Annotated in this window: 10 protein-coding genes; 4 read left to right on the forward strand and 6 right to left on the reverse strand. The window is 48.4% G+C overall.

Translation table 11 applies throughout. The annotated features are described in order from the left end of the window. Nucleotides 1-202 precede the first annotated feature (202 nt). Nucleotides 203-598: a hypothetical protein gene (locus H5336_RS12745; protein WP_185234676.1), complete on the forward strand. Its 396-nt coding sequence runs from the start codon at nucleotides 203-205 to the stop codon at nucleotides 596-598. A gap of 657 nt (nucleotides 599-1,255) precedes the next feature. Further along, nucleotides 1,256-1,651, forward strand: a complete 396-nt coding sequence (locus H5336_RS12750) for a hypothetical protein (RefSeq protein WP_185234677.1) — start codon at nucleotides 1,256-1,258, stop codon at nucleotides 1,649-1,651. 247 nt (nucleotides 1,652-1,898) lie between these two features. Here H5336_RS12750 and H5336_RS12755 read toward each other — a convergent pair whose 3' ends face one another. From H5336_RS12755 to H5336_RS12775, 5 genes are read right to left on the reverse strand one after another with little or no spacing between them, the layout of a single operon-like run. Beyond that, nucleotides 1,899-3,449, reverse strand: a complete 1,551-nt coding sequence (locus tag H5336_RS12755) for a S8 family serine peptidase (RefSeq protein WP_185234678.1) — start codon at nucleotides 3,447-3,449, stop codon at nucleotides 1,899-1,901. After that, entirely contained in the window at nucleotides 3,449-4,057 is a 609-nt protein-coding gene (locus tag H5336_RS12760; protein ID WP_185234679.1) for a hypothetical protein, read from the reverse strand. The genes H5336_RS12755 and H5336_RS12760 overlap by 1 nt, the downstream gene beginning before the upstream one ends. Nucleotides 4,058-4,077: 20 nt before the next feature. Further along, complete coding sequence (locus H5336_RS12765; protein WP_185234680.1) at nucleotides 4,078-4,641, reverse strand: sigma-70 family RNA polymerase sigma factor; 564 nt, start codon at nucleotides 4,639-4,641, stop codon at nucleotides 4,078-4,080. A gap of 23 nt (nucleotides 4,642-4,664) precedes the next feature. Then, a complete protein-coding gene (locus H5336_RS12770) occupies nucleotides 4,665-5,852 on the reverse strand; it encodes a hypothetical protein (RefSeq protein ID WP_185234681.1) in 1,188 nt (395 codons plus the stop codon). After that, nucleotides 5,849-7,990, reverse strand: coding sequence for a hypothetical protein (locus H5336_RS12775; RefSeq protein WP_185234682.1), 2,142 nt, complete (start codon nucleotides 7,988-7,990; stop codon nucleotides 5,849-5,851). Before H5336_RS12775 ends, H5336_RS12770 begins: the two co-directional genes overlap by 4 nt. Nucleotides 7,991-8,582: 592 nt before the next feature. Here H5336_RS12775 and bglX point away from each other — a divergent pair. Continuing rightward, nucleotides 8,583-10,832 carry a beta-glucosidase BglX gene (gene bglX / locus H5336_RS12780; protein ID WP_185234683.1) on the forward strand — a complete coding sequence of 750 codons (2,250 nt, stop codon included), beginning with the start codon at nucleotides 8,583-8,585 and terminating at the stop codon, nucleotides 10,830-10,832. A gap of 152 nt (nucleotides 10,833-10,984) precedes the next feature. On the opposite strand, the gene H5336_RS12785 is transcribed toward bglX, so the two are convergent. Then, nucleotides 10,985-11,521 (reverse strand): glycoside hydrolase family 16 protein, encoded by a 537-nt coding sequence (locus H5336_RS12785; RefSeq protein WP_281385694.1) that lies wholly within the window; start codon nucleotides 11,519-11,521, stop codon nucleotides 10,985-10,987. 664 nt (nucleotides 11,522-12,185) lie between these two features. On the opposite strand from H5336_RS12785, the gene H5336_RS12790 reads away from it, so the two are divergent. After that, nucleotides 12,186-12,479, forward strand: a complete 294-nt coding sequence (locus tag H5336_RS12790) for a 2Fe-2S iron-sulfur cluster-binding protein (protein WP_185234684.1) — start codon at nucleotides 12,186-12,188, stop codon at nucleotides 12,477-12,479. Nucleotides 12,480-12,481 lie beyond the last annotated feature (2 nt).

Consider the following 12,481-nt stretch of genomic DNA (forward strand, 5'->3'; position numbering starts at 1 on the left):
GTAAAGTGCGGTTAAGGCAGTGTTAGGCTCAACCGAAATCCATTGCGAGCGTCAGCGCCTAGTTTTCGCACGAAAATAGCGAAGCTTCCTTGAACACTCCCCAAAAAAAATAAAACTTTTTTGAACCCTTTTCCTATCGGCAACGACACAGACATAAACCCGCTAGTTAAGCAGGATTTAAACAACCCGATTGGAGAATTATATGAAACCTTTTATTTTGGCTTTTGCCCTTTCAGCCCTTTCAAGTGCCTCTTTTGCCTACGAAATTTGTGGCAATAGCAACGATAAATTTATTTTGACGTGCAACGATGGCCACAGCAATACCAGTAGCATGCCACCCAACCACAATACCGCCACAGAATTTTGCGCCGATCACGGTGGTGTTGCGGCGGGTTACCCACGGCCTATCGATAAAACGGCACGTATGAATAGTGCCAAACCAGCCAGCTGTGTGGGTGGCCAGGGTGGCAGCACCCCGAACACCAGCGCCGGTCGTGTTGTTAAAGAGCTGGACAAATCGTCGCCAATGATGAGTGCGCCTGCACCAGCCACCCGTGCAACAGATTACAACTCCAGCCGTAGTAATAAGTCACTGTAAGTGAGCGCTCGCAAACTTTATGGGTACCGCCTTTCTTGGAGGCGGTATTTTTTCTCTATTTACAGCCCTTCGTAATTGTCTGCCATGCTTGTCTGGTGCCCAGGTGTGCTAATCACTTGATACGTTACGCTTATTCGGGGGCTGTGAAGCTTATGTCACAGCCCCTTAACGCACAGGCTTTATTTACCCTTACCCTAGTTTTGTTTGAGCCTTGCAATACAATGAGTGAGCTTATGCGGAGTGTAGGCAGAGCACGTACTGCACGACAGGTTTACTTTGTTACGTAATCGCAGATTCAAGGGCAGGAGGCTTTAATACCTGTTCATGGCGGCAGGGTTTGGTTGCCTGACAATCGCTATAACCCGGCCTGCATCGCCTTGCTCAAACGCCAACAAGCGGCGTTTCGTTCTACTGGATATTGCAGCTAACTTAATGGAGCTGCCCTATATATTCCCGTTACTGAAGAGTGCCGGCAAAAGCCCGCTGGCTAAAACTGTATTGAGCCTGTCTATTGTGAGTGGCTCGGGTGATTTTGTACCACTTCACCGGTGCTCGCGAAAAAAAGTAAACCTTTTTTGAACCCTTTTCTCATCGGCAACGACACAGACATAAACCCGCTGCTTAAGCAGGATTTAAACAACCCGATTGGAGAATCACATGAAACCTTTTATTTTAGCCCTTAGCCTTTCTGCTCTTTCAAGCGCCTCTTTTGCCTACGAAATTTGTGGCAATAGCAACGACAAATTTATTTTGACGTGCAACGATGGCCACAGCAATACCAGTAGCATGCCACCCAACCACAATACCGCCACAGAATTTTGCGCCGATCACGGTGGTGTTGCGGCGGGTTACCCACGGCCTATCGATAATACGGCACGTATGAATAGTGCCAAACCAGCTAGCTGTGTGGGTGGCCAGGGTGGCACCACCCCGAGCACCCGCACTGGTCGTGTTGTTAAGGCGTTGGATAAGTCGTCGCCAATGTTGAACGTTCCGGTACCAGCTAACCCTGCAACAGACTACAATTCCAGTCGTAGCAATAGGCAAGGATAGGTGGCCTTAATAGACTGTGCCGCTAGCGCCCCTTAGTGGGGGCGTTTTTGTTTTAACCGTTTGTGCCTCTCGTATTGCCTAGTGCGCGCCGATACTGTTTTGATTTGTGGATTTAGCTGCGATAGTTCCACCCACGGAAATACTAAACGCCCACGTTCACGGGAGCGAAGAAGCGCGAGAGTTCTAACCTGTGTTTGAACTCTAGTGGGCGTAGGAACGAATCTATTTATAAGCCGAAGGCGGGTAGCTATACCCCATCCACCTGGCACTGAGGAGGGCCTTTAATCAGCCCCCAGCCGTGCACCTTATCTCTTCCCTCTATGCCCTTATCTTCGGCTCCCCCAATGAGCGTCTGCAGGGTAGTATTTGCCAGCGCCAAACGCGCGGTAACAAAAGGTGCGGCGAAGGAGGTGCCGCTGTGATAGCGGCCACCCTGTTCACCAGCCGCCGCCCATACATTTACACCGGGCGCGACAAAATCAATATAGTCGCCCTGGTTGGCGCTACTGTAAACATGGCCAGCGGCGTCTATGGCGCTAACGGCTATCACCTCTCGCTGGGCAGCGGGGTAGACGGGGGCAGCTTCTGGCCCGTTGTTACCGGCAGCGGCCACCATTGCAATACCTTGCTCAGACAAATTCGATATAGCCTGCGAGAAAATACGATTTTGCTGGCCGCCAAAACTAAGATTTATAACGGCTACGTTGTTGGTTGCCAGCCACTCCAATGCGGGTAATAAGGCACTTGTATTTGTTTCTGTGTTCTCGTCTCGAAGGTGAAATACATTGGCGGCGTAGAGTGTTGCTTGGGGCAGTAATCCCGTGAAACCGGTTTTGCCATCGGCTAACAAAAGGCTGGCAATGGCTGTTGCATGTGTGGCATCGGCGGGTTTGCCCTCAACAAAACTTTGCGCCTTAATGCTTTTACCTTTAAGCGCGGGGTGTTCGAGGTTAACGGCCGTGTCGAGCATACCGAGTACTGGCTTGTTTTGTAGGAGACAGGGGCTGCCCCCCGCAGGCCAGTTGACCATTGTATTTGCCCAGGCTTTTCGTGAGTTCGCTTGTAGGCGGTATCGTTGATTGGTGTCTACACGCAGTGTTGGGAATTGTTGACGAATTTGTGACAGCGCCATGCGGGTTTGTATGTGGGCGGGTAAACGAAAACGCGTTAGCACTAGGCCCAGCTTGCTCAAATGCTGGCGTGACTTTACGGTTAAGCCCGAAGCGCGTAGTTGGCCTGCTGCGGTTATCGCCGCATTCATGTCCGGGCTGCTGAGTAACAGTTCACCGGGTTCATAGTCGGCGTCGGTCTCGCCTGAATGTTTATTGGCCATATTGCTGGGTGGAGTATTGAACGTTAATTGCGGCATGGGTGGAATAGTATTGCTGCCAATAAAACTGCCACTACGATCTACCCTAAGCTTGCTCGGCGTGAGGCGGGGCTGGGGTTCTGCCGCTTGCTTTGTAACCGATGGTTTACTGTTTTCTGCTTCTGCTTCTGCTTCTGTGTTTTGGGCTACGGTAGGTTTGGGTTCTGTTTGAGCTTCAGCTGTAGGCTTTGGCTCCCGTTTATCATCGGTAGGAACGTCAGCTGGCTTGTCAATTTTTGGCTTCGTTTCAGGCGACTTTAGCGCTTGTACTTGCGTTTCTCGCTCGGCGGTTGCGGTTTGAGCGCTGGCTTTAATTCGTGCTTGTGTCTGCGCGCGCTTTTCTTCTGCTGCATCATTCGCTTGCTGGGCCTGAGTAAAAGCCGCCAGCCCTAAAAATAGAATGCAAGCTACGCCGCGTATGCCGTGCATTAGTTAGCTCCACCCGCTATTACAATGACTTCCTCAACAAAATCCAGTGTTTGCAATTGAACGGATATTTGTTCGTTGTCGCTTTCGGTCGGTGTGGCTAGCGAATAAATGCCTAACGCACCTGGGCCATTTACAATTTGGGCCTGCACGGCAGACAGTGCTTGCTGTATTTGTAATGCCGTAGCGTGTTGCTTAAATACAATTTGTAAGCTTGCCGTTTGGTGTGATTCTCCACCCGACAGGGGTACCATATTGGGCGTTGTATCGCTCAGCTCTTTGGGTAAGTACAGTATTACTTGTAGCGCTAACAAACAGCATGCGGCAATAGCCACCGGCCTCCAAACACGGTGTTGTTTTTTTGTAACAATTTTCTGTTGTTGATTCTTTTGCGCTTGTTCGTTTTGTATATCACGCTTTAGCCGCGCCAGCCCCATTTCTCCGGGTGGTTTCATGTCGTCCTGCTGAAATCCGGTGTGCAGCGCCGACATAAACTCAAACTCCTGTTTTAGTTCGGCATCGTTTTCTAGCATTTTTTTCATTTCATGCTCGTCCTGCGCATTCAGCTGTCCGGTTGCGAGCTTACTTAATTTTTCATCAATATCAGTCATAACGGTTTACTGCCCTTTAATTAGGCCGCCCTCATTGCTCTGGTCAGTTGTATTTTCATTTGCGCTCGCGCGTGAAATGCGCGGGATTTAACGGTTCCCTCGGGCACCTGCATAATGTTTGCAATCTCGGTAAACCCAAGTTCCTCAAAAAATATGAGGTGCAAAATTTCGCGATGCTCTTCTTTCAATTTGGCCATACATTGGCGTAATAGTTTGCCATCGCTGGCAGCAGCGTTTACCTTTTCTGGGTTAGTACTTTCCGATTCATCTACCATGTTCTCGTCCACTTCAGTAAACTCTCGCGCTCCCTGCTTGCGCCATAAGTCAAGAATTTTATTGTGGGCAATGCCTAGTAGCCAGGTGGTTACTTTTGCCCGCCCTTCAAATTTTGCCGAGCATCGCCACACTTCTAGCATTACGTCATTTAGAACGTCTGCTGCGGCAAAGCTGTCACCTAGTTTGGACAGTGCGTATCGGTATACTCTGTTTTCATGACGCCGATAAAATTCATTCACTGCCTCCATGTTGTCATTTGCAATGGCTTGTATTAATTGCTCATCACTCCAATTCGGTGTTGCGCTCATACTGTCTCACACGTGTTGTTATTTTATTCGCGTATACGAAATTCCCGCCGCGGGCTGGCGGCCACTATATCGCCACTATTATTTACGGCGATAACGCGCCAGAAATAGGGCTTACCCGGCGCCAATGTGTGTAATACGCTGGCCGAAAGTGGGCTGCGTATTTGGTCCGCTTTCAGTAGTAAACCACTTATGGGTTTTTTGTCATCCGTGGATTTATACACTTCGAGTTGATAGGCCACTGCGTCAGCCTCGGGTGCCCACGAAAACGCCGATGTGGCACTAATTTCTGCGCCTTGTTTCGGACGTACATTTTTCATGTTCTTCGCCGCCGCGACCTTTACGGTTGACGCAGCATTTACCTGGTAACGCAATTCCACTTCGGGTGTTTCGATTGTGGGTTGCAGCACCCGTAGGCGCACACGGTATAGGCCTTTTACATCTGTTGGCAAGGTGGGGCTTCTTATTACCGCCTGCCGGCCTGCGGCCAAGTACTGACGTATATTTTGCAGCGGCAGAAACACGGCTAGGCCGCCGGTTGAACTCGGCGTGGCCACTTCCCACTGTGCGTTGAGGACACCTGCTCTATCAAAATTAAGGGTGGCTAAAACATTCAGTGCTTGGTTACTTTCTATAACCTCAACTTTTTGTCCGCTGGAAAAATGCAGATCGATACGACTAATGCCCAGTGCCGTGGCGCCGGGCTTTACACTCTCTGGAATAGAACCACTGCTGTTAAGTGACGCCCGCTGTATATTGATACGTACACTGCCACGGATGCTGATGCCGTCAAGCGTGAACGTACGGGTATAAACGATCTGTTGTGCACCCATAGTTGCGGTTTGCAGGCTGATGCTGGCCGGTACGTTGAGTGTTTCATTTACGCTGAAACGTACTGGCGCCCCTACCGCATTTGCGGATAGATTTTGTCTTAGGGGCAGGGATAATCGCACTAGAAGGTCATCACTGGGTGTGGATAATTGGGCGCTATCGGAAACCAACGTGGTATCGCCCTTGAGATTGGCGATGCCGCGCCATACAACCGAAACATTGCTGCTTAGTCCTGCTGTAATCGACGGGTTGGCGCTACAACTATTGGCCACATCACACAGGGCTGTAATTTGTGCCGAGGCGTTGGCTGCAAAAAATAACAAGTAAATAAATACACAGGCGTGTCGCCAGAAAACCGTGGCTAGTTGCGGTAGCGGTATCATTGCACAGTCTCCGGTAGCAGGCTTGGTAACGTGGTATTGAATTTTAATTGCACTTGGTATTGGTCAATATTGTTTAGGTTGTTCATATAGTCTGAAAACTCGTTGCGTATCAGCGCTAGGCTTAGGTCCCAGCCGAGTCGATTTCTTTCAGGCTTTTTTATTCGCCAGTTGATGTTTGCGCTGGCGTAGGCTGATTTATCACGTAGAGCCGCATAGGGATCTTCCTGCGCATTATTCTGGTTTGCGCCAATAGCCAAATTCGCCGATAGGCGTTCGGGTATTAATTCTGCTCGGGTTTCCAATGAATAGAGTTGGCGGTGTGTATCAAGCTGCTCTTCTACATAGTGGGTGCCTTGTAGCTGCCAACCGACAGCGAGGAAATAGTTGTTTGCAATTTTTATGCTGGTATTAAACATGAGGGTTCGCGTACGCGTTTGTGGCTGCCAGCCGGTATGATCGGTTAATGAGTCTTGGTTTACACCCACCAACCAATTCCAGCGCGGGTGTTCAAATACCGTGCTTATGTTTGCGCTGCGTGTTTGTAGGTTGTTCTCCCAATACCCTACGGGCGTATAGTGATCCTTAAACTTAGCCGAAGTAAGGTACCAATTTAAGGTTGGCTGCCCTAACAGCGCGAATAAGCTGTTGCGCACCGGCGATGTGTGCTCTTTTAGTCTACCACCTACCACCCATTGCGACGTGCGGGTTTGTGCATAGCCTAAATTGTTGTCTAGGTTATTACGCTCGTTGGCAACCGATGCATTGAAAGACCAGTTGTCGTTTTTGGTATCGAGGAAGGTGCGCACATATTCCTTGTCTGTCGGGAGTTGTTTATTGGCGATACTTTTAAACGAGGTGCCAATCCGCTGTTTTTCCATGCCAAAATTAATCTGGGTTGGCTTTTCGTATTGAGCGGTTAGGTCAAATAAAATAATGGCCGAGTAGGCATCGTCTTGTTCTGCTTCTAACCCCTGATCAATACCATCAAAATCATAATGTGTAGAAGCCCGCTCTAGACGAATACGCATATGTTTTTCAAAAAACAGCGCATCGGCGACTATGTTCCAGGCATCACCTTCGTTTGTTTGTGTGTTGTAGTTGGGTGCCGTTTCAATGCTCCCGAAATCGGCTTGGCTACTTTTCCCCTGTAAAAAACTGGAGGAAAATACAAGCTGCGCAATGTCTTTGTTCAGGGGTTGGTATTGCCACTTGGCGCCGCTGAATCGGTTATTCGTATCGCTAAGCCCTAGGCCGTCGTCTATGCCCACGCTCTGGTTCGTTTTAGCCCCGAACACATTTATAGCCGAGTTTAACGTTGGCAGCGCCGCCGAAAAAGCCAGACCGCGACGCTGATAGCCGTCGTTTAGGAGGTCGGCTGACGCAAAAATTTGATCGCCCAAGCTAACACCCAGCGCGCCATTAGAGCTATTAATAGAAAAACTTGGAATATCGGCTTCGCGACCGGTTAGCGATAAAGCCGGGTCGTCACTGTAGGACACTATAGCCTGTGCCTCCGTACGCCAGGTACCGGTTTCAAATTGTGAAGTATATTGGCCATTGGCTTGCACGTGCGTATTCGAGTTTTGGCTCTGCTTTACATTTTGGCTGGCAAGCAGGCGCTGGCTCATTTCGAGGTTTAGTTCTCCCTGTACCCGTGCGTTACGAAAAAAACCTGCGTGTTGAATGTCGATTTCCCAAAAGCCCAACTCCGATACGCTACCATCTTCGCCGTATCGCACTAAACGCAGTGCGTGCCGACCGTGGCTGAGCGCAGTTACCGGCCGGTAGGTACGCTTATTGCCCTGAGCGACCACCAGCGCGGTTACGTCTATGCCGTCTAGCTCAAGTGCAAGGCCCTGAAGTAAGTGCGCCGCTATGCCCTCTGGCAGGCTTAGGACAAATGCCTCGCCGGGCCGATAGGCGTCGCCGGAGAGCGGCGCTTGGAGCCGAGTAGATTCCGTAGTGGCTAACGCGGGCATCGCTATACCTGCACCTATAGCTACTACAAGGCTGAGCATCCCCATGTAAAACAACTTGTTCATAGTCACATCTTCGCCAATGTATGCATTGCTAGCGGGTAATACCTCCCCAGCCGGACAGTTAATCAGTATGTCGTAGCGAGTCTGAGGTTGGTTCACATTGATTACGATTATTTTGCATGTTTTAGCTATTTAATACGAATAGATGCTGTAGGGCACTCTATTAATTGATTTTAGCTTCTGCGTGACCTGGCAAACCATAGTGCAAGGCGGGCTGCGTCCTTCGGGGCTTTGTCTACAATCTATGCTCCCATAATGGCTATTGTTAAGACCTTGAGCGGTTTTTTGTTTGTACGAAGCGAGTACGAAGCGAGTACCAAGCCTCGGGGGCTGTATTGCTTTATTGGGTAGCGCTTGATTAGCTTTACGGTGCTCAGACAAGACCCTTTTTCTAACGGGCGCTAACAGCCATTAGCAAAGCAGGTTGCGGCATAAATTGGGTTGTTGATCTACTCGTCTACTTGTTTTTTGGTCCTTTTTCCTCGCTTACGGGGGCGCATAGATCTGGGTGATCGTGGCAACATGCCGTTGAATATACCCTTGCTATACTGTGCTTAGCCGTCGGTGTGCTGGCAGATTATTGGGTCAGTTAACTCCTCGAAGTGGCGTGCTATTTTGGCGATTGTGAATTGATGCGGGTCTTCATGTTGTTCGAAATACCTAATATAAATAAAAACAAAGAGGTTTGAATATGCGTCTGATAATAGCTCTGATGCTAGGTGTTATCTTCTCTGTTGCACACGTGACGGCCTTTGCTGAAGAGCAGTCAAAAATTGCGAAGCGGGTCGATGCTCTACTGCAAAAAATGACGCTCACCGAAAAGGTCGGCCAAATGAATCAATACAATGGCTTTTGGGACGCGACCGGCCCGGTGCCAGAGCAGGGTGATGCTAAAACGAAATATGAACATCTGCAGCAGGGGCGTGTTGGCTCTATCTTGAACGTGGCCGGGCACGAAGCCCTGCGAGAATTCCAGGATGTGGCGGTTAAGCAATCCCGGTTGGGGATTCCGCTTATATTTGGCTTTGATGTCATTCACGGGCACAACACCGCATTTCCTATTCCCTTGGCGGAGGCTGCTAGTTGGGATCTTACGGCTATAGAGCAGGGCGCGCGTATTGCCGCAACAGAAGCTGCGGCCCAAGGGGTTAATTGGACCTTCGCACCTATGGTGGATATATCCAGAGACGCGCGTTGGGGGCGTGTGGCGGAAGGCGCGGGCGAGGACCCGTATCTTGGTGCGGAAATAGCTAAGGCGCGGATAAAAGGCTTTCAAGGTGATGATCTCGCGGCGGTCGATACTATAGCCGCCTGCGCCAAACACTTCGCCGGTTATGGTTATGCGGAAGGGGGCCGAGATTACAACCATGCCGATATGAGTTATTCAACACTCTATAACGAAGTACTGCCACCCTTTAAAGCGGCGGTAGAAGTGGGTGTTCGTACCTTTATGAATTCTTTTAATACGTTAAACGGTGTGCCGGCAACCGGTTCGATTATGTTACAGCGGGATATCCTGAAAGGTGAGTGGGGGTTTGGAGGGTTTGTTGTTTCCGACTGGGCATCCATTATGGAAATGACCAAACATGGGTACGCTACCGATGACCGCCATGCGTCTCAGCTAGCGGTTATCGCAGGTTCCGACATGGATATGCAGAGTTTCGCCTATGTTAACCACCTTGAAGATTTAGTTACCGCAGGCGCTGTAGATGAAAGTCTTATCGACGATGCTGTGCGTCGCATACTAACGGTTAAATTTGAGCTGGGGTTGTTTGATGACCCGTATCGGTACATCAACAAAAAAAGAGAGGAAGAGGTATTAGGCAATAATACCCATTTGAAGGCCGCTCGAGAGATGGCAAAGCGTTCAATCGTGTTGCTCAAAAACGAAACTAATTTGTTGCCCTTGTCGAAAAAGCAAAAAAATATTCTCGTTGTGGGGCCCTTAGCAAACGATAAAAACAGTCCGCTGGGGACCTGGAGATTAGCCGTTAAGGATGATTCCGCTATTTCTCTGGTAGAAGGTTTACAGCAGCACACCAGTGCTTTTCAGTATACCCAAGGCGTAAAACTAAGTATTGGCAAGGAAACGTTTGCCGACCCGATTGTAGTGAATACAACGGATCGTAGCGGAATAGCCGAAGCCAAGGCGCTGGCAAAAAATGCTGAGGTAGTTGTAATGATGCTGGGTGAACACGGCTACCAATCGGGCGAAGGCCGGAGTCGCACAGACTTGGGGTTTCCGGGTTTGCAGCAAGAGTTACTTGAAGAAATAGTTGCGGTCAATAAAAATATTATATTGCTGGTTGCAAGCGGTCGGCCTCTAGTACTTAGTTGGGCTGACGCGCACATTCCCACCATTGTACAAACGTGGCAATTGGGTAGTGAGAGCGGTCATGCCATTGCCGATGTACTCTTTGGTGGCTATAACCCCAGCGGAAAATTACCGATGAGCTTTCCTAGAAGCGTTGGCCAAGTACCTATCAGTTACCGCGTGTTCAGTACCGGTAGACCGGAACCGGAAGAAAAAGTCTTTTGGTCACGTTATATGGATGAAAAAAATTCACCGCTTTATCCGTTTGGATACGGCTTAAGCTATACAACATTCGGTTACACCAATATGCAAGCAGAGGTTCGCGACAAAGCGTCGATTCGCGTGAGCATAACGGTGAAAAATACAGGAAAGCGGCAGGGCGAAGAAGTGGTTCAAGTTTACATTCGGGATAAAGTGGCAAGTCTCGTTCGTCCGGTTAAAGAATTGAAAAGTTTTAAAAAAATATTGCTTAAACCTGGAAAGTCCAAAGAAGTAGAATTTATTTTGGATAGAGACTCGCTTAGTTTCTATAAAGATGATGGTAAATTCGTTTTCGAACCCGGTGATTTCGAGGTGATGGTAGGTGGGAGTTCCGGCAGTGTGTTAACTAAAACGGTTTCGCTATAGCGCGAATCTAACTTACAAAAAAGTGGAGCCCGGCAATGCCGAGGCTCCGATAAAAAACATTATTCGCGTTGCGGTTAGGGGGTGTACTCCCAGACCTCACCCCAATCGTAAACCGCTTTGGCATTTTCTGTATCGCTAGTAACTGGGCCAGCCTAGCTGGGTGAGCTGGACGCCCAGATACTAAGCAGCACGTTCTGTGGTAGCCCGATCAAATCCATACGATCCGTCCAGCAGTGATAAACAACACCGTCAATCATGAACTCAGCGCTATTGGGAGTCCACTCAATGGTGTACACATGAAAATCGACTGCTGAGTCGAACACCAGCTGTTGTAAGGAAGGATATTGTGTTGGAGAAACCGGCGTTGATGGCGCCGGAAGAGCACCGGTATAAACCATGGCGTTAAATTGAATTTCACGGGTGTTTTGACCAAGGCTTTCAATATCAAACTCGTTCCAATTGTCGGCGGGCCAGGGGGTATAAATACCGACCAAAGCTGATACAACGGCAGAACCTTTTGCCAATTTTGCGCGACTGCTGATACGCCCATAGCGAACGGAATCAATAGAGCGAACCTCCGCACCGAGATACGGTTTAGTTTCACCATCAACAACGGTACCGGCGGGTGCTGGGTTTAATTCGATGGTTAACATACCGTTGTTAACGGAGACTGTTTCTGAAGAAAACAGTGCTAGGTTGCTCGCCCATAAGTATTTCTATTGTTTATCTGTACTCACTGAAAAATCGATTCTATGCGAAGGAGATGAGCGTAATAGAGTGTGTTAACGCCTCTTTCTTTAATAGTAAAAAAATTAGTGCATTAACGACCGTATGCTCGATACGGACTAAATTAAACTGTCATACAAATAGATGTTTTGGCAGGATGAAACAGAAGAAATAGCTGATTAATGGTGCCTGGTAATGCCTGTATTTGAGGGGGTTCATAGGCCAATTTCGTATCATTATTTTTTAGGCATCAAAAAAAACCATTTGACGCGATCCAGCTCGACGTTCTTTTTTGCCTCTACGGCATATGATTGAGTTAATTTTCACGGGATAGATTTCGCGTTACATTTTACCTGGATGTCAAAGCGAAGAATTTAACGACTTTATAGTTTAACTAGTTAACATTTATCTGCGTGGCCAAGCTAACTTGGTCACATTCGGGATAACTGAATAAAAACTGTCACAAAATATGTGTATATTGCGCGCCGCATGGACTTGCGCACAAAATAGGCTAAAAAATAGTTTTAATGCAAATCAAAAAATATTTGTTGCGAATGCACAAATAACGCATGTTTTATTTGTGGCCTACAAGTGAGCTGAAAAATAATTTAGATAACGGTTATATATATGTCTGTTAGCTTACATAAGGTTACATTTTTTGAAAGTGGTGACCATATTGTTTTACCAGTAAATACCAATTTAACGAGTGTTGAGGAGTATGTCGATGACGAAATTCCTTTTAGTTGCCGTTCGGGTTGCTGCGGGAGTTGCGTGATCGAAATCACCAGTGGCGAACAAAAAGTATCACCCGCTACAAATGACGAAATCACCTTTTTGGATAGCCTTGGTTATCAGGGGGATGCGTTTCGATTGGCCTGCCAATGCAAAATACTGGGTGATATTACAATTAAGCCGATTTAACG

It is taken from the genome of Teredinibacter franksiae, assembly GCF_014218805.1.
Lineage (GTDB): Bacteria > Pseudomonadota > Gammaproteobacteria > Pseudomonadales > Cellvibrionaceae > Teredinibacter > Teredinibacter franksiae.

Bases quoted from the DNA above. Each gene is read 5' to 3' on its own strand.
- H5336_RS12745 (WP_185234676.1), top strand. From the start codon at position 203: ATGAAACCTTTTATTTTGGCTTTTGCCCTTTCAGCCCTTTCAAGTGCC.
- H5336_RS12750 (WP_185234677.1), top strand. From the start codon at position 1,256: ATGAAACCTTTTATTTTAGCCCTTAGCCTTTCTGCTCTTTCAAGCGCC.
- H5336_RS12755 (WP_185234678.1), bottom strand. From the start codon at position 3,449: ATGCACGGCATACGCGGCGTAGCTTGCATTCTATTTTTAGGGCTGGCG.
- H5336_RS12760 (WP_185234679.1), bottom strand. From the start codon at position 4,057: ATGACTGATATTGATGAAAAATTAAGTAAGCTCGCAACCGGACAGCTG.
- H5336_RS12765 (WP_185234680.1), bottom strand. From the start codon at position 4,641: ATGAGCGCAACACCGAATTGGAGTGATGAGCAATTAATACAAGCCATT.
- H5336_RS12770 (WP_185234681.1), bottom strand. From the start codon at position 5,852: ATGATACCGCTACCGCAACTAGCCACGGTTTTCTGGCGACACGCCTGT.
- bglX (WP_185234683.1), top strand. From the start codon at position 8,583: ATGCGTCTGATAATAGCTCTGATGCTAGGTGTTATCTTCTCTGTTGCA.
- H5336_RS12790 (WP_185234684.1), top strand. From the start codon at position 12,186: ATGTCTGTTAGCTTACATAAGGTTACATTTTTTGAAAGTGGTGACCAT.